Below are 21,438 nucleotides of genomic sequence, written 5' to 3'. Positions count from 1 at the left end.
CGAGCGGGGGCACGGCGGGAGTGATGATAGCGACACAGCCGGTTAACGGCAGCAACTTACGTGCAAGCAAACGGAATTAGTCTCACCGGCGGGAGCCGTCCGCCGTACGGGGGCCGTAGCCCCACGCCCGGTCCACGCCGATGTGGGCCAGCCATCCGCAGCCCGCCGCACACAGCTCACGGCTGCGAAGAAGCCGGGCGGCGCCCAGCAGGACCAGGGGGATGCCGGGCGAGTGGAGGACGTTGTACGGGCGTACCGCGTAGCGGGGCAGCGGGTCGAAGGTGGGGGCCGAGGCGATGCCGTAGAGCAGAGCAGCGTCGGGGAGGAGGGCGCAGGTCCACAGCAGCCGGCTGCGAGACCCCCCGGCGCGGGCCCCCGCGCACAGCGCCGCCACGCCGACGGCCGCACTCAGGGTGCGGCCCGTCGGGTGGCGCCAGGTCCAGCCGTTCACAACCGCACCCGCCCGCCGCGCGTTCCGGGCCGGCTCCCCGCGAGCCCCAGCACCGCACGCCGCACCGGGTGCACGCCCAGGCCGCGCAGGGCCGAGCCCAGCAGCGTGGCGCGCACCCGCGGCAGGTGGGCCGGGGCGCCGTGTTCGTCGTCCAGGACCAGCAGTTCGCACCGCGCGCCGGGGTCGCGCGCGAGGAGGGCCGCGTCGCTGAGCGGGACGACCTCGTCCCGCAGCGCGGCGATGTAGGTGACGGGCAGTTCCCGCAGCGCCGCCACCTCGGACGGCTCCAGCGCCCACTCCCCCAGCGAGGCCGGCACTCCGGCGGCCGGGGCCGGGTGGCCGGTGAGGTGGGCCAGGGTCCGGGTGGTGGTCGTGGGCACCGTGCGCTGCCAGTCCTGGTCGCGGAAGAAGTGCCGTACGGGCGCGCCGACGGTGGAGACCCCCACGAGCCGGGGGTCCGTGAGCGCGGCGCGCAGCGCGAGGTGTCCGCCGAAGCTGAGCGCCACGGCGTGGGTGCGCCCCACGTCGGCGTGGCGCGCGAGCCGGTCGAGGAGCGCGGAGAACATGGCCGGGCTGTCGGTGCCGTAGCGCAGCGTGTTCTCGCCCACGCCGGGCAGTTCGGTGACGGCGATGGCGGTGCCCAGCGCGGCGGCGCGTGCCAGCAGCGGCGCCCACTGCTCCTTGACGGAGACGATGCCGCCGCACACCACGATCAGCGGGCGGGGCGCTGCGGTGGAGAGCCCCGCCGTCCAGGCGGCGAACGTGCCCGCCCCGCCCGGGAGTTCGACCTCTACGCGGCCGATGCCGGGGTAGGTGGTGCGCCACCGGTCGAAGGAGCGTACGCACAGCCGCTGCGCCCGCTCACCCGCCGGGCCCGTCGCGTAGGGGAAGCGGGCCAGCGCGTAGTGGCGCGCGGCGTCCAGATGCCGGCCGCGTGCGGCGAGCGCGTCGCCCGCACGGCTCCAGACGGCCGGCCAGGAGTCGGGCCCCTCGTCCGCCGCGGAGCCGATCCGCGCCAGCAGGGCGCGGCAGCGCCGGCGGGGGATGCCCTGGGCGCGGGCGTGCAGGGGTGCCAGGGCGCGCAGTTCGGCCAGGCTCGGCTGTGGGCTCATACGGGCTCGGCCTCCCTGGGGCCGCCGGCGGCGGCTTCGGTGCGCGTCAGGGGCCGCCGGCCCGGGAAGTAGGCGGGGGCCAGCACCCTGCGCTGGAGCGCGGGGCTGGAGTTGACGGCGCGGTAGACGGTTCTGCGCAGCACGGCCGCCGCCGGTGCGGCCAGGGTGAACATCCGCTCCTGGCGCAGCTGTAGGGCCCGCGAGCGTGCCACGTCGCCCTTCCGACCGCGCTGGAAGGCCTCCAGCACGCCGGCCGGCGCACGCACGCCGGCCGGGGTAGGCGCACCGCCGCTCCCCAGCGCCTCCGCGACCAAGGGTGCGAGCGCGACGGCGTCGGCCAGGGCGTGGTTGACGCCCTGGCCGAGGATGGGCGAGAGGGTGTGCGCGGCGTCGCCGATGAGGACGAGGCCTGGCACCCACCAGCGCGCTACCTCGGTGGTGAAGATGTCCAGCAGCGCGGTGTCCGACCAGGTGCGCAGCCCCTCGCGGGCCGCCTCGGCGGCCTCCGGCGCCAGCTTCGCCAGCCGTTCGCGGAGCACGCCGGGCCCGGCGCCGCCCGAACGCAGCTCGCGCAGGCCGCCCTTGGGGATGTTGAGGCCGACCCGTACGGTCCCGTCGGTGCTGGGCAGGAACAGCCCGTGGCTGCCCCGGCTGATGCGCACCCGGTAGGCGCGGCGGTCCCAGGCTTCGGGGAAGGGCAGCTTCAGCCAGATCACGTCCCGCTCCAGCGGGGTGCGCCGGGCGTGCGCGTCGAGCCCGGCCATCCGGCGTACGGCGCTGTAGCGCCCGTCGGCGCCCACGGTCAGCGCCGCCCTGATCTCGACGGGCCCCTCGGGGGTCCCGGCGCGTACGCCTGTGACGGCCCCGTCCTTCCTGAGCAGGCCGACGGCGGTGGCGGGCTCCAGCACGGCGCACCGTCCGGCTCCCGGGCCGCGCACCGGTTCGGCGAGCGCGGACAGCAAGGCGGGCTGGGCGAGTTCGACGGGGTGGCGGTAGGCGTAGGGGAAGCCGGCGAAGCGTACGTCCAGCACCTTCCGCCCGGCGTCCTGGATCTCCAGCCGGTCGACGCGGTGCGCGGCCTCCCGTACGCGGCCGAGCACGCCGAGTCCGTCCAGCAGCCGCACCCCGTCCGGTGAGACGGACTCGCCCCGGAAGGAGGGCCCGGCGCTCTTGGCCGGGTCGCGCTTCTCCAGGAGGACGACATCGCGGCCCAGCCGGGTCAGCGCCCGCGCGAGGGCCCGGCCGCCGGGCCCGCCGCCGACGACGCACACCTCGGTCTCCGTCCTCGTCGCGCGCCCGCCTCCCGGCGGTGTCTCAGCGCTCATCTGCTGCCGCCTCCCGTGCCCCGTCGGACACCAGGGCCTCGATCAGCCCGGCATCGAGCATGGTGGCCGCCGCCGTGTCGCTGGTGTCGCCGAAGCCGGCGTCGAACAGGGCGACGCTGACCGTGTAGGCGCGGTCCACCAGGCAGGTGTGGAAGGTCCATTCGTCGCCGGTGCCGGGCGCCCCGTCCGGCCTCAGCACCTGCACATTGCGGTCCTGGGGGCCGAAGCCGAACTCGGTGAAGCGGAAGCGCATGCCCTGGCCGATGGCCTTGCTGTACGCCTCCTTCAGCGTCCACAGCCGCACCAGCGCCGCGTTGCGCCGCTCCTCGGCGATCTGCGCGAGGGTGCGGCTCTCATGCGGCGTACACACCTGGTTCTCCGTGCCCAGGCCCAGCATGGGGCGGTCCTTGGCCTCGGCGTCCACGCCGATCCAGCCGCGCCGGGTGAGGCCGACGAGCAGCAGGTCCTCGGTGTGGCTGAGGCTGATGTCGATCTGGTCGAGGCCGCGCACGTAGGGGCGTCCGCCGGGCTTGTAGGCCAGCTCGACCGATTCCAAAGACGCTTCGACGACCGCGCAGGCCACATGCTTGAGCAGCAGTCTGGACGCCACGAAACGGGAGCGGACCTGATGGTGGGTCATCGACTGGAAGCGGGCGTAGTCGCGGCCGAGCACCGGACGCAGCCCCGGATCGTCCAGGTCGGGCGGCAGCCAGTCCCCAAGCCGCGCGTGCACGACGACGCTGCCGTGCCGCTCGACGGCTTCACGGACCCGTTCCCAGGGCCCCTCGGGTCCGCTCATCCGCACCGGCCTGGCGAACGCCGCCGTCCGCTGGCTCGTCGCAGGGCCCAGGAAGATCGCCATGCCAGCCCTCCAGCCGCATCACCACACCATCGAGTACGTCCGCCGCTGCGGCTCCGTCGAGCACCCTGTGATCAAAGGTCAGTCCCAGGCGCATGACGGGTGCGCTCAGCACCCGCCCCGCACGGGCCACCGGCCGCTCGCTCACCCGGGTCGCGCAGAAGGTGACCGCCGTCCCGCCGTAGGAGTGGAAGACGTCCACCGCGCGGTGGCCCAGCGAGCTGACCGCGAAGGTGCCCATGCGCCGGGCCCGCGCCTTCGGGCCCCGCACCCCGTACCGGAAGGCCAGCTCGCCCAGCGGCGGCGGCAGTCCGCACAGCACCCGCACCGCCTCCGCGCCCGGCAGCCGGGCCGGGTCGGCAGCGCGGCAGTGGTCGACCAGCTCCTGGATCCGGGCCAGGGGCAGGGTGTCCACCTCCGGCAGGACGACGGTGCGTACGGCGCGCCCGCCGCCGGGGCCCGCCGCGTCCAGCGCGAGCTTGGCGCCGACCCCGGGACCCGGCAGCGGCACCGTGCGCGGGCGCAGCACCCCGGCCGCGAGCGCGCGGGCCTCCGGGTGGCCGGCCAGCACGCGGGCCGCGGCGTGCAGCAGGTAGGAGACGTAGGAGTAGCGGTGCCCCGAGATGCGGGCCGCCCCGCGGTGTTCCGTCACACGGGTCATGTCGATGTCCGCGCCCAGGTGGACGGGCGAGGCGGTGCGGGCCCAGCGCAGGAAGTAGCGGGTGTGCCGCCGGGAGCGGGAGTCGGTTGGGACGACTGCCGTGCCGTCCCGGGGGCTCATGTGCCCACCGCCACGGCCCAGATGTCGCGCAGGCTGCGCGCCTGGAGCACCTCCGCGACCGGTACGGGTCTGCCCAGCTCCTGTTCGAGGAGCGCGACCAGGCGCAGCAGCTGCACCGAGTCCCAGGCGGCCAGTCCGGCCAGCTCGGCCCCGGCGTCCTGCGGTGCGAGCGCCGTGCCGAGGTGCGTGTTGGCGAGTTCGATCAGGTCCTCGACGGTGTGCATGTCTCCACCTCCGCTTCGGTGAGCCGTAGCCGCAGCCGCACATGGGCGGGCACGGGTGTGACGCGCTCCAGCGCGTGCCGGAAGCACAGGCTCCCCCCGTCCGCCGCCGCGCCTGGGCGGGGTACGGGCGCGAAGCCGTGGTCCGGGTAGAGCGTGCGCAGCGCCCCGTTGGCGCGGGTGGGGCGCCACAGGGCGTGCACGGCGGGCAGCCCCGCAGCGCGCGCCGCGTACAGCAGGCCGCTGAGGAGGGCCTCCTCGATGCCCCGGCCAAGGATCCGGCAGCTGAGCACCAGGTTGTCCAGGTGCAGCCCGGTGGCGTCGACGCGGCCGAAGACGGCGCCGATCACGCCCTCGTCGCCGAACCTGTCGGCCGCGCGTACGGCCAGCGCCAGCGTGCCGGGCCCGTCGGCGAGCTGCCGCACCTGCGCCGTGGTCAGCCGGGTGCCGGTGAGGTTGAACCGGTTGGTGCGCAGGCTGAGCTGGGCCAGCCGGGCGCTCTCGTGCTCCCGCGCGGGCGAGACCTCTGCCCGGATGCCGAGGCCGGCGAGGAAGGCCTGGTGGCCGGTGGTGTCGGAGGAGCCGTCCATGAAGCGCTCACGCCGCTCGCGCTGGGCGTAGCGCGCGGGGCGCAGGCGGTCCTCCTCGGTGAGCGTGGGGGTGTCGAACCAGCCGTCGGCCAGCAGGTGTTCGGTGTGCAGCGCGGGCTCGGCGTCCAACGGGACGACGGCGGCCCCTGGCACCCCGGCACGTACGGTCTCCCGCTCGAAGGGCGTGTCGTCGGCGAAGACGACGGCCTCGGGGGCGATGCCCAGCCGTGCGGCGATGGTGTGCACGCCCTCCGCCTTGGACCCCCAGTCGGCGACGACCGTCACGAAGTCTTCGGCACCCAGCGGGAATTCGGGGTGCTCGGCGAGCGCGCGGGCCACCGGGGCCGGGTCGTTCTTGCTGCACACGGCGAGCAGCACACCCTGGGAGGCGAGTTGGCGCACGGCGCGCTGGAAGGCGCCGAAGGCGGCGCCCCGCAGGCTGCCGGAGGCGCTGACGCCCTCGGGGCCCTCCTCGGCGAGCACCCCGTCCCACAGGGTGCCGTCCAGGTCGAGGACGAGGCACTTCTTGGCGCCGCCCCGCAGCGCCCGCAGCAGATGGCCGGCCTCGCGCGCGTAGGCGGCCAGCAGCCCGGCGGTGCAGTGCGCGTCGGCGTAGGCGCCCATGCGGGGGTCGTCGGCGCGGATCCCCGCGGCCAGGAGCGGTTCGAGGTCGAGGACGGCCAGCCCTTCGGCGGGGGTGGACATGTAGAGCAGGTCGGCGTTGAACTCCCGCCACAGTCCGCCGAGTTCGGCGCGCTGGGCCAGCCCGGTGAGCTGGTGGGTGAAGCGGCGCAGCAGCGGCACGGTGTTGAGCACCAGCGTGGCGCCGGACGGTGCGTGCGCGGCGTGTGCGGCGGCCAGCTCGGCCAGCAGCGCGCGCTGCCGCGCGGCGGCCACGGTCACCTCGATCGGCAGCCAGGGCTCGGCGACCTTCTCCCACACGGTGAGCGGGTCCAGGACGCACAAGGTCAGCTCGGGCGCGTGCGCGTACAGCGCGGAGCGCGGGTCGGCCAGCTCGCGGGCGTAGCCGCCCCCGCACACCAGGGTGCGCAGCAGCATTCCGTGCCGCGCCGCCTCTCCGGTGAGCGCGGGCACCAGCTCCCCGACGGTGCCCCGGCCCGTGACGGCGACCCGCACCACGGGGGTGCCGGGGTGCGCGGCGAGCACCTCGTCGGGGTCGAGCCGGGCGAGCGCCCGCCCGGCGAAGTCCAGCTCGTGCGCGGGTGCCCCGTCCAGCAGTCCGCGCACCTGCGGGTACGCGGCGACAAGCTCGCCCGCCGCGTGGAGGGCGCGCAGGGAGCCGGCCGGGGAGGGCACGCTGTCAGGCATGGGGCGCCTCCACTGTGAAGCCGGCCTTTATCCACTTGCTGGACTCGATGGCGATGCCGAGGGCGCGCTGCCCGGGGTGGATCCGGGCGAGCAGCCGCTCCAGTTGCAGGAAGACGAGCGCGTTCCCGTTGTTGCCCGTCTCCGCGACACAGGAGACGTCCTGCCACTCGAGGCCGTGGCTCAGCTCCCTCGTGATCCGCTGGGTCATCCTGCCGTTGAGCTGCGGCGGAAGGAGATGGTCGACGCTGTCGGGCGGCCAGCCGCACGCGTCGAGCAGCTCGTCGCGCACCTCGAGGGCCATGACGGGCACCCGGTCTTCGACCGCCTTGTAGTCCTCGGTGGCGGCGGGCCGGTAGGGCTCCAGGTCGGCGGCGCCGAACCACTCCACGCGCTGCCCCGGCGGCAGTCCCAGCCCGTCGAGGCGGTGCGTGACGTGGGTGAGTGTGGCCCGGGTACGGGGGCCCGGCGCCGCGCCGACGAGGGCCGCGCCCGCGCCGTCCCCGAACAGCACGTAGTTGACCAGCGCGCCCGGCGGCAGCCGGCGGAAGTCCTGCCGCAGGTCGAGGTGTTTGGTGCACACGTCCCCCCCGACGACCAGCCCGGGGCCGCCGCCTCCCGTGCCCTCGGCGAGCAGCGCGCGGGCGAGCGCGAGCGCCTGCACGGCGCCGCTGCACCCGGACTGGAGCTGGTAGGCGGGCGTGCCGCCGATGCCGAGGCGGTCGGCGAGCAGCGCCGCCGTGGTGGGCATCAGCGCGTCGGGGGTCGCGGTGGCCAGTACGAGGAAGCCGATGTCGTCCGGCTCCACCCCGGCGTCGGCCAGCGCCCGGTCGGCGGCGTCGGTGCACAGGTCCTCCAGGGTCCAGCGGACGTGCCCGCCCTCCAGGTCGACGGCGAAGTGCCGGGTCCTGGTGCCGATGAACGTCTCCACCCACTCCGAGGCGATGCCCAGCCTGCTGGAGAGCGCCTCGTTGTCCACGGGTTCGCCGGGCAGCGCCGTGCCCACCCCCAGCAGGTACAGGGGGATGCCGCGGCGCGCGGTGCCAAGGGGGGACATCAGACGGCCGCCGGTGCCAGCAGGCCGCGCACGTAGTCGGCGAGGGATCCGATGCTCACCAGGCTGGAGAGCATCTCGGGCAGCGACAGCTCGCCCAGCTCGGGAAAGCGCGTCTCCAGCCGGTACTTCAGCTCCATGAGCATCACCGAGTCGAATCCCAGGTCGTCGTAGAAGCGCAGGTCCTCATCGAGTTCGCCCGCCTCACCCCCGACGATCTGCGCCACCACCTCGCGCACGCGGGCCTGTACGTGCGCCGGTGGGGCGCCTTCCTTGGCGAGGATGAGGGGGCCGGGGCCGGGGCCGGCCGGGGAGCCGTTGCCGTTGGTGCCGCTGCGGGAGCCGTTGCCGTGGGCTTGGGCCTGCGAGCCGGTGCCGTTCCCGTTGGCCTGAGAACCGTTCCCGTTCCCGTTCCCGTTGCCGTGCCCGTTCGCGTGCCCGTGCCCGTGCGCCGCTTCGTCCGCCGTCGCCGGGTCGTAGGCCATCGTGGGCGGCTGCCGCCAGGAGCGCCAGCGGGTGGAGAAGAGGTGTGCGGGCATCCGCACGGTGCGGCGGTCGCCGGGTGCGTACAGCTCCTCCCACTCGGGGTCGAGCCCGTCCTGGTAGAGGCGGGCCAGGATCTCGGCGGGCTGGCGCAGGTCCGAGGCGGCGTCGCGGCACACGGGCAGGGCCGGGATGCCGCGCGCGGCGGAGATCCTGCGCAGCAGCCCCGACAGCACGGGCTTGGGGCCGATCTCCACGATGTGGGTGGGCGGTTCGGGCCCCGAGCACAGCGAGCCGACCGCGTCCTCGAACCGCACCGTCGCCGGGATCTGCGCGGTCCAGTAGGCGGCGTCCAGCGGGGTGCCCTCCGCCGGCGGCCCGCCGTGCACCGTCGAGTGGAACGGCAGCCGGGGCACCGCGCCGGGCACCCGGGAGGCGGCGCGCGCGAAGCGGCCGAGCATCGGCTCCATCAGCGGCGAGTGGAAGGCGTGCGAGACGGTCAGCGGGGTGCAGCCGAACCCGCCGCGCTCCAGTTCCGCACGCAGCCGCGTCAGCGCCGCCAGGTCACCCGAGAGCACGGTGGCGCCCGGCGCGTTGACGGCGGCGACGGAGGTCAGCGGCTCCCGCTCCACCAGCGCCACGGCCTCCCGTACCCGGGCCCGGGTCGCCAGCATGCCGCCGCCCTCGGGCAGCGCCTCCATGAACGCGCCGCGCAGCGCGACCAGCCGTGCGGCGCCCGCCAGATCCAGCGCGCCCGCCGTCACCGCGGCGGCGAACTCCCCGATGCTGTGCCCGATCACGGCGGCGGGCCGCACACCCAGCTCGCACAGGGTCATGGCCAGCGCGTACTCGACGGCGAAGAGCGCGGGCTGGGTGGTTCCGGTGCGGTGCACGCGAGGGCTGCCGCCGAGGATCAGCTCAACCACCGGCTCGACGGTGTAGGGCCGCAGAGCCTCCGACGCCTCGTCGAGGAAGCGGCGGTAGAGCGGCGAGGCGGCGTACAGCCCCGCCGTCATCCCCGGGTACTGCGCACCCTGCCCGGTGAACGCGAAGGCCACGGAGGGCTCTTCGGCCGGGGCCGGCACGTCCGTCTCGGCCCCGGCTCCCGCGCGCAGCGCCGCCGCCAGCTCCTCGGGCGCCCCGGCGACGGCCGCGAAGCGGCAGGGCTGCGCGGCACGCACGCGGTTGCTCGTACGGCACAGCGCCGCCAGGTCGCGCGCCGGGGTGCCCGCGACGGCCTCCGCCTGCGCTGCGAGGTTGTCGCGCAGGGCCTCGGGGGTGTCGGCGGAGAGGGTGAACACCGCGACGGGGCCGGGCTGTTGCTCCGCGGAAGGTTCAGGTTCCGGCGCGGATTCCGACGCGTGCGCGGTCGCGGGCTCGGCGGCGGGCGCGGGCGCCGGGCCGAGGACGAGGTGCGCGTTGGTGCCGCCCATGCCGAAGCTGGAGACCCCGACACGGCACCCGGCGCCCTCCGCCGCCAGGTCCAGCGGCGCGGCGACCAGCTCCATGCTCCGCTTGGCCAGCGCGAGCCGGTCGTTCTCCTTGCCCACCGCCGGGCCCGGGGGCACGGTGCCCTCGCGCAGCGCCAGGACGGCCTTGATCAGGCCCGCCATGCCGGACGCGCCCTCGGTGTGCCCGATGGCGGCCTTGACGGAGCCGAGGGCCAGGGGCCGCTCGCGCGGGCCGCGCCGGGCGCCGAGCGCGTCGTCGAGGGCGAGGACCTCGATGAGGTCGCCGAGCGCCGTGCCGGTGCCGTGCGCCTCGACGTAGCGGACCTGGGCGGGCCGGACACCGGCGCGCTCGCGGGCCGCCGTGATCACGTCGCGCTGGGAGGCGCGGTGCGGGGCCATGATGCCGTTGCTGCGCCCGTCCTGGTTGACCGCGCTGCCGTGGATGACGGCGTGCACGGGGTCCCCGTCGCGCAGCGCGTCGGCCAGCCGCCGCAGCGCCACCACGCCGATGCCCTCACCGCGCCCGATGCCGTCGGCCTCCGCCGCGAACGGCTTGCAGCGCCCGTCGGGGGCGGCCAGCCCGGACTGGCGGTAGATCTGGTCGAGCGCGGTGCCGATGACGAGGTTCACGCCGCCCGCCAGCGCCAGGTCGCACTCCTCGGTCAGCAGCGCGTTGCAGGCCAGGTGCACGGCCACCAGCGAGGAGGAGCACGCGGTGTCCACGGTCATGCTGGGCCCGCGCAGGTCGAGTTGGTAGGCGAGGCGGTTGGCCAGCATCGCGCGCCCGCTGCCGGTGCCGGTGCGGGGGGTGATGCCGGCGGGGTCGGCCAGGGCGAGTCTGGCCCAGTCGTCGGACATGGCCCCGACGTAGGTGCCCGTCCTGGTGCCCGCCAGGCGTGGCGGCGGCAGCCCGGAGTCCTCGACGGCCCGCCAGGTGCACTGGAGCAACAGCCGCTGCTGGGGGTCCATGGCGGTGGCCTCGGCGGTGGCGATGCCGAAGAAGCCGGGGTCGAAGGCGTCCGCGTCACCGAGGAAGGCGCCGACGGCGCCGCCCCGGAAGCGGGAGGTGGGCGGCTCGCCGACGGTGTCCTGGTCGCCGGTCAGCAGCCGCCAGTAGCCCTCGGGGCCGGCCGCGCCGGGAAAGGCGCAGTCGAGGCCGACGACGGCGACGGCGCGTGGGCCCGCCGCGCGGGGGTCGGGGTGCGGCACGGTCACACCTCCCGGGCGCGTGACGCGCCGCCGCTCGGGCCCCGGACCGCGTCCACGGCCCGGCCCGCGTCCCCGCCCTCAGCCCCGTCCCCGCCCCCGTCCCCCACCTGGCCCGCGCCGGCGGACTGCGCGGCAGCGGACTCCGCGGTGAGATGGCGGGCGAGGGCCTCGACAGTGGGGTGGTCCCAGGCGACGGTCGGCTCCAGGCAGAGCCCGAACTCCTCCTCGATGTCGCCGTAGAGGCTGAGCGCGGCGACGGAGTCGAGGCCGTACTCGGCGAAGGGCGTCCGCGGGTCGATTCCGTGCACGGGGCGCTGGAGGAACTCGCTGAGCCGGGCGGCCAGCCAGTCCGCGAACTCGCGCTCCCCGAAACCGCCACGTCCCCGCTCGGGGGCCTGGGGCCGGGTGCCTCCGTGGTCGGGGGGCTGGGCCCCGGTGGAATGCAGCACCATGTGATGCTCCTCAGCAGCGTGTCGACGGCGCGGGTGCCGTCAGCCGGCTATCGGGGTGTCGTAGAGGTCGTAGCTGCGAGCCTCGTGGTAGCGCGCGAGCACCTCGTCCAGCAGCTTCTCCTCCCAGCCTTCGGGCAGCTTCGGCAAGGGGCGTCCGAGGCGCTTGCCGAGCCGGGTGAGGGCGACGGCGAGCCAGCAGGGGTCGGCGAGGAAGCCGGAGGAGCTGTCCTGCTCCTCTCCCTGGTGGCGCCAGACGCCCAGGCAGGCCGCCGCCGCCAGCAGCAGCGCGTAGCGGTCGGCGATGGCGTAGGCGCGCGGACTGGCCAGCACGGTGCGGTCCTTGGCCGGCATGGCGGCGCACTCCCGCTGGAGGCTGCGCAGCTCCTCCTCCATCTCGTGGGCCAGCGCGACCAGCGTCTCTGTGTACCCGGCGTACCCGGCGGATTCGGCGGATGCGCCGCTGCGCTCCCCGCACTCCTCGGCGAGCGCCTGTGCGGCCCCGGTCAGCGAGCAGGCGAGCCCGTCCGTCCCGGCCGCCAGGCCCAGCCGGGCCGGGTCCAGGGGCGGCAGCGGGTCGCGGATGCGGAACAGGCCCCGGGGCGCGGGCTCGCCCCGGAACCAGGCGGTACGGGCCAGACGGGGCAGCTGCGGGATGATCGTGGCCTGGCAGGCGGCGGTGCCCGCGTGGCCGAGGCTGATCATCGGCAGGTCCCGTACGTGCTTCTGGAAGGCGCCGTACTCCCCGCCGCGCACATAGAAGTTGGCGCCGAGCACGATCGACAGGTCGTAGGTGGCCTCGGTCAGCAGCTTGGGCAGCAGGTACTTCACGGCCGCCGCGTACACGCTGGTCTCACCCGGCAGCAGATGCACGGCACGGGTGGCGGCCAGCGCGAGGCAGTCGCAGATCAGCAGGTCGGTGAAGGCGCCGATGAGGGTGGCGCGGGCGTGCGGGATCTCCAGGACCGAGCGGTTGTACAGCTGCCGGTCCAGGGCGAAGCTGACGGCGGTGCGCAGCGCGGTGTCGCCGCCGCCGAGGATCATGGACGGCACGACGCTGCGGGTGATCTGGAAGGAGCGCAGGGCGAGTTCGACGCCGTCGCCCAGCTCGCCGACCAGCGCGTCGGCCTCGACGGGGCAGTCGGTGAACTCGATGCCCGCGTTCTGGCAGCCCCGTACGCCGACGGTCGCGTAGCGCGGCAGGTAGCGCAGCCGGCCTTCCGGCAGCCGGTCCTTCTCGATGAGCAGCACGGAGTGGCTGCGGCTGCCGGCCGCCTCGTCGGTGCGGCTGAAGAGGACCAGCGCCTCGGCGCGCACGACGTTGTTGATGACCTGCTTGGTGCCGTCGAGCACGAAGCCGTCGGGGGTGGGGGTGGCCCGGAACTCGTTGCGGACGAAGTCGTTGCCGTGTGCCAGCTCGTGGTAGGCGATGGCCAGCCGCCCGCCGCCCAGCAGCAGTTCGGCGACCCGGCGCCGCTGTTCGGGGGTGCCCGCGGCCCAGACGGCGACGGCGGCGAGGAAGGAGGTGGCGCCGTAGCCGAGCCCGAGGCTGGCGTCCCTGCGGAAGACGCCGCGCAGCACCCGGCCCATGGTGTCCACGCGCTCCAGCCTGCCGCCCCACTCGGTGGGGACGAACTCGGCGTTGAGCCCGAACCCGGTGAGCGCGTCCTCGGCTTCGGCGAGCAGTTCACCGCGCTCGTCGGCGGCCAGCAGCGCGGTGAGTCCGAGGGGGTTGTCCGGGTCGGAGGGGTCGCCGAAGCGGCGCTCCAGGTCGGCGACCCGGTGCCGGATGCGCGCTTCTTCCTCGGTCGGCGTCAGCATGGCGGTCCCTCTGCTATGCGGCACGGGAGCAAAGAGAACAGCTCCCCGGCCGCGTACTGTTCGGCCATCCGTTCCAGCAGCCGCTCGTACAACGGCTCCCTCACCTCCTCCTGGGCCCCCAGGGGCTGCGGCAGCGGTCCCGTGCTCCCGGGCACAGCGTCCTCCAGCCGGCTCAAGAGCCGGTCCAAAACCGCTTCCAGCCAGACGGGCCCGCCCCGGGCGAGGGGCGGGTTGTGCAGCCACAGGCCCAGGGCGCAGGCGGCGGCGAAGCAGGCGCTGTAGCCGCGGGCGAGGTCGAAGCTCTCCACGGGGGCGCCGCCGGGCAGCAGCCGGGCCGCGCCCATCCGCGCGTGCAGCTCGCGGGACGCGGCGCTGAACGTACGGGCCTGCCGGGCAGCGAGGGCGAGCCCGTCGTCGTGCGTGGCGGCCTTCTCCAGCGCCGCCGCGCTCGCGGGCAGCGCGGCCGTCGGGGTGCTCCCGTGGCGCACCAGCAGGCTGAGCCTCTCGGGCCGCAGGTCGGGCAGCGGCTCGCCCAGTCCGAAGGTGGCCCGCTGCTCGGGCCCTTCCGGCCGGGGCAGGACCGAGCCCCGGGCGAGGGTGCGGAACTGCGCGGTGAGCGCGTACAGGTTGACCATCGTGTTGCCGTCGAAGATGCCCACGATGCGGTGGTCGCGCTCCAGCTTCTGGAAGCGGCCGTGCGCGTGGTGGTCGCTGAGGAAGGAGCGGGCGCCCAGCACGCCGCGCAGCCGCCCGAGCAGGGCGTCCACGACAGTGGGTACGAGGTACTTGGCGACGGCGGAGGTCACGCTCAGCTCGCCGGGCAGGGTGTGGATGCTGCGCGCCGCCACGGTGCTCAGGGCCTCGGCGGCGAGCAGGTCGGCGTAGCTCTCGGCGAGCGTGCGCCGGGCCATGGGCAGGTCCAGCAGCCTGCGCCCGTACAGCTCGCGCCCGGCGGCGAAGCCGTAGGCCAGCCGCAGCCCGTGGTCGGCGGCGCCGAGGGAGAGCGCGGTGCACAGGGAGCGGGTGATCTGGAGGGACTTGAGGACGGTCTCGGGGCCCTCGCCCTCCTGGCCGACGAGGCAGTCGTGGCCCACGGGGGCCTGGTCGAAGGCGATCCCGCTGATGTCGGCGCCGCGGATGCCCAGCGTGCGCACCTTGGGCAGGGTGCGGTAGGTGCCGGCGGGCAGCTCGTCCTTGTCGACGAGCAGCAGGCTGAAGCCGCGCGGCCCGCCCTCGGCCCTGGTGCGGGCCAGCAGGCACAGCAGGCGGCCCCGGGTGGCGTTGTTGATCAGCCACTTCTCGCCGGTGATGCGGTAGCCGTCGGGGGCGTGCTCGGCGACGACCTCGCCGGCCATCAGGTCGCTGCCGTGGGTGCGTTCGGTCAGTCCGAGCGAGACGGGCTCACCGGCGCGCACCAGTTCGGCCAGCCGGTCGGCGCCCGCGCGGTCCTCGGCCACCCAGATGCACACGGCGCCGAGGAAGGTCTTGCCGTGCCCGACGGCGGTCGTCAGGTCGCGCCGGGCCAGGGTGCGGACGATCTCCAGGAGCTGGGGCAGCCCGGTCAGGGCGCCGCCGTACTGCGCGGGCACGTAGTAGTGCTGGACGCCGAGCCGGTCCAGGGCCGCGCAGGCCGCGGCCGGGAACTCCTCGGCGGCGTCCTCGCGCGCCGCGGTGGCGTAGCTGAGCGGCCCGGCCTCGTCGGTGGGGTCGCCCAGCCGCCCCTCGAGGCGCTCGGCCAGCGGCCAGCGGTCGGCCGCCGGGCGCCCGCCCCCTTCGGCGCCCGCGGACCCGCCGGTACGCCCGGCCTCCGCCGCCCGCCCGGCACCCCCCGCCCCGCCGGCCCGCTTCGTCGGCCCGGCCCGCTTCGTCTCCCGGGCGGCGGCCTGTTCACGCAGCACCCTCACGCAGGCTCCCCGGTGCCGGACCCGTTGCCGTACGTGAGGGGGCGGGCCGCGGCCCGCTCGGGGCCGGGCCCGCCACCCCGCGTGGCCTTGGGCGCGCCGGCCGCCGCCTCCACCAGCTTGCGCACGTCGGGCGCGACGACCTCGTGCAGGGGCTGGATCTGGCCCTCCAGGAACATGCGGCGCATGGCGCGGCGCTGGAGCTTGCCGCTGGTGGTTCTGCGCACGGTGCCGGGGCGTACGAGCAGCACGTTCTCGGCCGCGACCTCGAACTCCTTGGCCACGCACTTCTGCACGGCCGCCGCCAGCGAGGCCAGCTCCGCGTCGAAGTCCCTGCTGGTGCGCACCTCCTGGACGACGACCACGTGGTCGCGGTCGGACTCGACGGCGAAGGCGGCGCTGGAGCCGAACAGGGCGCTGACGCGCTGCACGCTGCGCTCGATGTCCTGCGGGTAGAGGTTGCGGCCCGCGATGATCATGACGTCCTTGAGCCGCCCGGTGACGAACAGTTCGCCGCCGTCCAGCACGCCCAGGTCGCCGGTGCGCAAGAAGCCCGTGCTGCCGTCGCTGGTGGTGGCGCGGAAGGCGTGGGTGTTCTCCAGCGGCCTGTTCCAGTAGCCGTGGCCCACGCTGTCGCCGCGCACCCACACCTCGCCGACCCGGCCCGACGGCAACTGCGCGTGGCTCTCGGGGTCGACGACGCGCACCTCGCAGCCGTGCGGCATGCCGGAGCTGACCAGGGTGCGCCCCGCCGCGCCCGTGCGCACCTCACGCATCCGGTGGTGCTCCAGTTCCCCGGCGTCCACGGTGCGCTCCCTGGCGGGCTCGCCCGGGACGCCGCCGGTCACCAGGAGGGTGGCCTCGGCGAGTCCGTAGCAGGGGTAGAAGGCCGAGCGCCGGAAGCCCGCGGGCGCGAACCGCTGCGCGAAGGCGTCCATGGTCTCGGCGCGTACCGGCTCGGCACCGTTGACGGCGGTCTCCCAGCGGGAGAGGTCGAGCTGGTCGATCTGCTCGTCCCTGATCCGCCGCAGGCACAGCTCGTAGCCGAGGTTGGGGCCGCCGCCGGTGGTGATGCCGTACGTGTCGACCATGCTCAGCCAGCGGGCCGGGCGCTTGACGAAGGTGATCGGGCTCATCAGCACGCCCCGGCTTCCCAGCCACAGCGGGTGCAGCAGATGGCCCGCCAGGCCCATGTCGTGGTGGAAGGGCAGCCAGCCCCCGACGACCGAGTCCGGCCCGGTGCGCATGGCCTGGTGGATGGCCTGCTGGTTGGCGAGCATGTTGCGGTGGGTGACCATCACACCCTTGGGCTCGCTCACCGAGCCCGAGGTGTACTGGAGGTAGGCCACGTCGTCGGGGTAGAGCCCCGGATCGTGCCAGCCCGTCTCCGCGCCCTCGGACCCGGCGGCGCGCCCCGCGCGGTCCGTGGCCAGGCACACCACCTCGGAGTGGCCGATGTTGGCCAGCAGTTGCGAGACGGAGGAGGCGTTGGCGGAGTCCGTCATCAGATAGCTGACGGCGGCGTCCCTGACGATGTTCGCCACGCGCTCGACGTTCTGCCGGGCGCCGCTGGGAGGCGGCGCGGGAACGGCCACCGCACCGGCCAGGAGACAGCCGAGAAAGCTGCTGGCGAACTCCTGCCCGTCGGTGTGCAGGATGAGCACCCGCTGCCCGTGACAGCCGCGCTCCTGGAGCCAGGCGGCCAGCCGCAGCGCGCGGCGGCCCAGTTCGCCGTATGTGAGAGAGTCGGCCTCAAGCCGCTCGCCGTCAGGGGCGGCCTTGACGAACTGGTAGGCCGTCTCGCCGGACAGCTCCTCCATCCGTTGTAACGCGAGCTCGGTGAAGTTCCTGGGCATAGCCATCATCGCCCCCAAATCCCCGTTGGCGGCCCGCCGTGGGGCGGGGCCACTTCAGGACGACCACGAACTCGTCATCCATGGCCAGAGCTTGACCCCGTTCTCTCAAGTCCTCCTCTATTCCACGTGGACCTTGTCGAACGAGAGGGCTGTACCTGCTCGCTCGGCTCCCGCTCGCGCTCCCACTCGTGCTCCCGCCCGCTCGTGTAGGGCACGACCCACAGCTGCCCGTACGTCGAGAGAGCCCTCCACACCACACCCAGCGCCTTGCGGACCCACACCATTCGGACCTCCCGGGGACGACGTCCACCGAGGGTGGGGCCGGCCGCTCGACAACCGCTCTAGGACAGCGCGGCAGCGCGGAGGTAGAAGGTCCTGGCCGCCTCGATGGCGCCTGACGCGTCGAGACATCGACGACCTGTTCAGCGACGTCGCGGTAGCGCCCTACAGCGCCGACAGCAGCCGCCCCATGCTGCCGCCGATCGGGTTCAGCGACGAGCTGGCGTACCCCTCGTCGGCGCGCTGAGCCGCTCAACCGGGCGGGGAGGGGCTGAGCCGCTCAACCGGGCGGGGAGAGCGGGCCCTCCAGGCGCAGCGCGGCGTCTATCAGGGGGACGTGGCTGAATGCCTGGGGGAAGTTGCCGACCTGGCGGCGGCGTACGGTGTCCCACTCCTCCGCGAGCAGCCCCACATCGTTGCGCAGCGCGAGCAGCCGCTCGAACAGGCGGCGGCCCTCCGCGGCGCGGCCGATGAGGGCGAGGTCGTGCGCCAGCCAGAACGAGCAGGCCAGGAACACCCCTTCCCCGCCGGGCAGCCCGTCCCCCGCGAGCTGGGCGCCGCCCGCCTCGCCGGAGCCTTCCGCGACGGGGTAGCGCCGCACGAAGCCGTCCTCGCACAGCTCGCGTTGCACCGCCTCGACGGTGCCGATGACGCGGGGGTCGTCCGGCGGCAGGAAGCCCACCTGGGGGATCAGCAGCAGTGAGGCGTCCAGCTCCCGGGAGCCGTAGGACTGGGTGAAGGTGTTGCGGTCCGCGTCGTAGCCCTTGGCGCACACCTCCTTGTGGACCTCCTCCCGCAGCGCCCGCCACCTGGCGACGGGCCCCTCCAGCCCGAGCCGGGAGAGCCTGCGCACGGTGCGGTCGGCGGCCACCCAGGTCATCACCTTGGAGTGGGTGAAGTGGCGCCTGGGGCCGCGCACTTCCCAGATGCCCTCGTCCGGCTCCCGCCAGTTGGACTCCAGGTAGTTCATGAGCTTCATCTGGAGGATGTGGGTGCTGTCGTCCCGGGTCAGGCCCGAGGTCTGGCCGAGCCACAGCGCGTCCACCACCTCGCCGTACACATCCAGCTGGAGCTGCGCGGCGGCCCCGTTGCCGATGCGTACGGGGCGCGATCCGGCGTAGCCGGGCAGCCAGGGAAGTTCGGCCTCGGACAGCTCGCGCTCCCCCGCGACGCCGTACATGATCTGGAGGTTCTGCGCGTCGCCCGCCACGGCGCGCAGCAGCCACTCGCGCCAGCGGCGGGCCTCCTCCCGGTATCCGGTGCGCAGCAGCGCGCCCAGCGTGATGGCCGCGTCCCGCAGCCAGGTGTAGCGGTAGTCCCAGTTGCGCACGCCGCCGATCTCCTCGGGAAGCGAGGTGGTGGGCGCGGCGACGATGCCGCCGGTGGGCGCGTAGGTGAGGGCCTTGAGGGTGATGAGGGAGCGCATCACGGCCTCCCGCCAGGGGCCTGTGTAGCTGCACTGGTCGGTCCAGCCCGCCCAGAACCTCTCGGTGCCGCGCAGCAGTTCGTCCGCGTCGGGCCGGGGCGGGGGCGGCAGGTGGGAGGGCTGCCAGCTGAGGGTGAGCGCGACGCGCGCACCCGCTGCGACGGTGAAGTCGGCATGGGTCGTCAGGTCGCTGCCGTAGGTCTCCACCTCGGTGTCCAGCCACAGCGAGTCGGGCCCGGCGACCGCGACCGTGCGGTCGGGCAGCCCGGGGCCGCACTCGCGCTGTACCCACGGCACGATACGGCCGTAGCTGAAGCGCATCCGCAGCGCGGAGCTGATCCGCACCCGCCCCGAGACGCCCTCCACGATCCGCACCAGACAGGGCGCGGCGTCCTCGCGGGGCGGCATGAAGTCCGTCACGCGTACGGTCCCTTCGGGCGTGACCCACTCCGACTCCAGCACCAGCGAGTCGCCCCGGTAGCGGCGCCGGGTGGCCGCCGCTCTTCCGCCGGGTCCGGCGGGCCCGCCGGACCCGGCGGGCGCCAGCCGCCAGAAGCCGTGTTCGCCCGTGCCGAGCAGCCCGGCGAACACGGCCGGCGAGTCGAAGCGTGGCAGGCACAGCCAGTCGACGGAGCCGTCCCTGGAGACCAGGGCCGCGGTCTGCATGTCCCCGATCAGCGCGTAGTCCTCGATGAGCGTCGCCACCCGGCCTCCGCCTCCCCGACTCCCCGGCACCCGCTTCCCGGCACTTGCTTCCCGGCACCCCGAACGCAACGGCTGGGGCCGTCACCAGCACAGACGGAGGCTATGGAGCGCCGCTCAAGGGACGCTGGGGGCGGGGGACGATGGGACCGGGCTCAGGACATAGGGGGGCCTGGTGAGGGTGTGGCCATCGGAGGACTGCGGCTCTGCACTGCTGAAGAAGCACGACAGCGCGGCAGCGTACGGTGGCGACGTGGCAAACGAAGACCTGGGGAAGACCCTGCGTCGCTTGCGCCGTCTGGCCGCCCTGACGCAAGAGGAGCTGGCTGAGCGCTGCGGTGTGTCCGTCGATGTGATCCGCCAGCTCGAACAGCGGCGGAAACACTCGGCGCGCCTCCCCACGCTGCACGCGCTGGCCAACGGTCTCGGCGTGGAACTGACCACGCTCCTGGGCGACCCGCCTGCGGTCTCCTCCACAAGCGAGAACGACGGACCACGCTTCGTGGCCGTACGCCGCGCCATCATGCCCGTGCTCTGGGGAGCGGAGCCGGAGCCGCCAGGCCCCGGCTTCTCGCTGGGCCGTCTCCGTGAGCAGATCGCGGACGGCTGGACGCAGTACCACGCCGCTGAGTTCGACACGGTGATGAAGGCGCTGCCGGACTTGCTCTCGGATGGGCGCACCGCCACGGCCTCGGGCAACGACGACGACCGCAGGGCCGGTTTCGCGGCCCTGGGCAAGGCGCTTCAGCTCGCCGGACACGTTGCCGTGCGCATGGGCAAGACGGACCTCGCCCTGACGAGCCTGGAACGCGCCATAGACGCTGCGGGACAGTCCTCCGATCCGCTGCTTCTGCCGATGATCGTCAACTCCACGGCGTGGACCTATCAGCGACAAGGCCGCCTGGAGGACGCGTTGAGCATCGCCCTCCGTACCGCCGACGGCATGGTGAACGCAGGCCGTGACGAGACAGCCGACGGCCTGAAGGTGTGGGGCGCACTGACCATGAGCGCTGCCACGTCGGCCGCTCGAAGCGGCGACTACGAGCGCGCGGCGGCGATGATGGAGACGGCGGAGAAGGAAGCCGCCCGCGTCTCGAGGCTGCCTGACGGTACCGACAACCGCATGGTCAGCGTCTTCAGCCCGTCGTCGGTCCGCATCGAACGCGTCCGTCTCGCCGTTCAGTACGGCCACCCGGAGGACGCCTTGGCGCTGGCCAAGGGCATGCGACTGAGCAAGGACACCCCACCCTCCTGGCGGACGTGGCTTCTGCTGGACGTGGCCCGGGCCCACACAGATACCGGGGACGCTGCCGGGGCAGTGAAGACCCTGGAGTCCCTGCGCCGGGTGGCGCCGACGTGGATGCAGCACCACACATTGGCCGTGGCCATCGTGCGCGACCTGTGGGCGCTCCCCCATCATCCGCCGGGACTCCGGCCGTTGGCAGAGTTTCTGGGTATCAGCGAATAGCGTGCCGAAAGTAGGACGTTGCGCCCCTGTCAGCATTTCTGGCGTGTCGCTTACATGAGCGGACAGCGCCCCGGCGACCGCGCGAACGGTCCCGGGGCTTGGCCGATCTGAGAGAGCAGACCGACATGCCGCAACCTACAACGCGGGCGCGTCCGACCAGCTACCCCGGGTATAGCGAAACCCTCCCCCGCGAGCCGGAGAGCGCCGCCACCGCGCGCCGCTTGCTGCGAGTCGCGCTCGCCGTCTGGGGTCTGCACGACCTGGCAGAGGACGGCACCCTGATCGTCTCCGAGCTGGTGTCCAACGCCGTCCAGCACGCTCGGAGAGAATCCATCCGGCTCACCGTCGATCGACCCGGGACAACCCGGGTGTGCATCGGTGTCGTGGACTTCTCGAAGGTGCCCCCTGCACCCAAGGAATATGACGCCGAGGACGAGGGCGGCCGTGGCCTCGCGCTCGTGAACGAGCTGGCCGACCGCTGGGGCACCGAACTGCTGCCATGGGGCAAGCGGGTGTGGGCGGAATGCGCCTTGGAGGCGTCTGAATGTATCCCCGGTTCAGCCGGGAGGGATTTGGAGGACATCCCTGGGTCGAATGACTCACCTGGAGTCGAAAGGCGAAGGGGACCGTAGCATGTCAGGAAATGCTGCCCGGCGACAGGCTCTCCCGTCGGC

Annotated in this window: 16 protein-coding genes; 2 read left to right on the top strand and 14 right to left on the bottom strand. The window is 74.2% G+C overall.

Annotation, left to right across the window (positions count from 1 at the left end):
- Nucleotides 1–82: 82 nt before the first annotated feature.
- From OHB04_RS31790 to OHB04_RS31725, 14 genes are all read right to left on the bottom strand, one after another.
- Nucleotides 83–451 carry a DUF4260 family protein gene (locus OHB04_RS31790; protein ID WP_326691081.1) on the bottom strand — a complete coding sequence of 123 codons (369 nt, stop codon included), beginning with the start codon at nt 449–451 and terminating at the stop codon, nt 83–85.
- Complete coding sequence (locus tag OHB04_RS31785) at nt 448–1,563, bottom strand: alpha/beta hydrolase (RefSeq protein WP_326808806.1); 1,116 nt, start codon at nt 1,561–1,563, stop codon at nt 448–450. The genes OHB04_RS31790 and OHB04_RS31785 overlap by 4 nt, the downstream gene beginning before the upstream one ends.
- Nucleotides 1,560–2,888 (bottom strand): FAD-dependent monooxygenase, encoded by a 1,329-nt coding sequence (locus OHB04_RS31780; protein ID WP_326808805.1) that lies wholly within the window; start codon nt 2,886–2,888, stop codon nt 1,560–1,562. Before OHB04_RS31780 ends, OHB04_RS31785 begins: the two co-directional genes overlap by 4 nt.
- Nucleotides 2,878–3,687 carry a 4'-phosphopantetheinyl transferase superfamily protein gene (locus OHB04_RS31775; protein WP_326808804.1) on the bottom strand — a complete coding sequence of 270 codons (810 nt, stop codon included), beginning with the start codon at nt 3,685–3,687 and terminating at the stop codon, nt 2,878–2,880. Before OHB04_RS31775 ends, OHB04_RS31780 begins: the two co-directional genes overlap by 11 nt.
- Nucleotides 3,650–4,528: a 2-oxo acid dehydrogenase subunit E2 gene (locus OHB04_RS31770; protein ID WP_326808803.1), complete on the bottom strand. Its 879-nt coding sequence runs from the start codon at nt 4,526–4,528 to the stop codon at nt 3,650–3,652. The genes OHB04_RS31775 and OHB04_RS31770 overlap by 38 nt, the downstream gene beginning before the upstream one ends.
- The gene (locus OHB04_RS31765; protein WP_326691076.1) at nt 4,525–4,752 is read right to left on the bottom strand and encodes an acyl carrier protein; all 228 of its coding nucleotides are present in this window, start codon (nt 4,750–4,752) and stop codon (nt 4,525–4,527) included. The genes OHB04_RS31770 and OHB04_RS31765 overlap by 4 nt, the downstream gene beginning before the upstream one ends.
- Nucleotides 4,731–6,668, bottom strand: a complete 1,938-nt coding sequence (locus OHB04_RS31760; protein WP_326808802.1) for an HAD-IIIC family phosphatase — start codon at nt 6,666–6,668, stop codon at nt 4,731–4,733. The genes OHB04_RS31765 and OHB04_RS31760 overlap by 22 nt, the downstream gene beginning before the upstream one ends.
- Nucleotides 6,661–7,722 carry a 3-oxoacyl-[acyl-carrier-protein] synthase III C-terminal domain-containing protein gene (locus OHB04_RS31755; RefSeq protein ID WP_326691074.1) on the bottom strand — a complete coding sequence of 354 codons (1,062 nt, stop codon included), beginning with the start codon at nt 7,720–7,722 and terminating at the stop codon, nt 6,661–6,663. The genes OHB04_RS31760 and OHB04_RS31755 overlap by 8 nt, the downstream gene beginning before the upstream one ends.
- Nucleotides 7,722–10,862, bottom strand: a complete 3,141-nt coding sequence (locus OHB04_RS31750) for a type I polyketide synthase (RefSeq protein ID WP_326808801.1) — start codon at nt 10,860–10,862, stop codon at nt 7,722–7,724. The genes OHB04_RS31755 and OHB04_RS31750 overlap by 1 nt, the downstream gene beginning before the upstream one ends.
- Nucleotides 10,863–10,864: 2 nt before the next feature.
- The gene (locus OHB04_RS31745; RefSeq protein ID WP_442814997.1) at nt 10,865–11,314 is read right to left on the bottom strand and encodes an acyl carrier protein; all 450 of its coding nucleotides are present in this window, start codon (nt 11,312–11,314) and stop codon (nt 10,865–10,867) included.
- Between the two features lie 39 nt (nt 11,315–11,353).
- Nucleotides 11,354–13,132 carry an acyl-CoA dehydrogenase gene (locus OHB04_RS31740; protein ID WP_326691072.1) on the bottom strand — a complete coding sequence of 593 codons (1,779 nt, stop codon included), beginning with the start codon at nt 13,130–13,132 and terminating at the stop codon, nt 11,354–11,356.
- A complete protein-coding gene (locus OHB04_RS31735; RefSeq protein WP_326808800.1) occupies nt 13,126–15,036 on the bottom strand; it encodes an acyl-CoA dehydrogenase family protein in 1,911 nt (636 codons plus the stop codon). Before OHB04_RS31735 ends, OHB04_RS31740 begins: the two co-directional genes overlap by 7 nt.
- Nucleotides 15,033–16,889, bottom strand: coding sequence for a fatty acyl-AMP ligase (locus OHB04_RS31730; protein ID WP_326691070.1), 1,857 nt, complete (start codon nt 16,887–16,889; stop codon nt 15,033–15,035). The genes OHB04_RS31735 and OHB04_RS31730 overlap by 4 nt, the downstream gene beginning before the upstream one ends.
- 559 nt (nt 16,890–17,448) lie before the next feature.
- The gene (locus tag OHB04_RS31725) at nt 17,449–19,299 is read right to left on the bottom strand and encodes a glycoside hydrolase family 15 protein (RefSeq protein WP_326691069.1); all 1,851 of its coding nucleotides are present in this window, start codon (nt 19,297–19,299) and stop codon (nt 17,449–17,451) included.
- A 250-nt stretch (nt 19,300–19,549) separates the two neighbouring features.
- On the opposite strand from OHB04_RS31725, the gene OHB04_RS31720 reads away from it, so the two are divergent.
- Both OHB04_RS31720 and OHB04_RS31715 read left to right on the top strand, forming a co-directional pair.
- Nucleotides 19,550–20,764, top strand: coding sequence for a helix-turn-helix domain-containing protein (locus OHB04_RS31720; protein ID WP_326691068.1), 1,215 nt, complete (start codon nt 19,550–19,552; stop codon nt 20,762–20,764).
- A gap of 125 nt (nt 20,765–20,889) precedes the next feature.
- Nucleotides 20,890–21,396, top strand: coding sequence for an ATP-binding protein (locus OHB04_RS31715; RefSeq protein ID WP_405803215.1), 507 nt, complete (start codon nt 20,890–20,892; stop codon nt 21,394–21,396).
- The last annotated feature ends 42 nt before the right edge of the window (nt 21,397–21,438 follow it).

The sequence above is a fragment of the Streptomyces sp. NBC_01775 genome (assembly GCF_035917675.1).
Taxonomy (GTDB): Bacteria; Actinomycetota; Actinomycetes; order Streptomycetales; family Streptomycetaceae; genus Streptomyces.
This window is presented reverse-complemented; position numbering and strand designations above follow the sequence as displayed.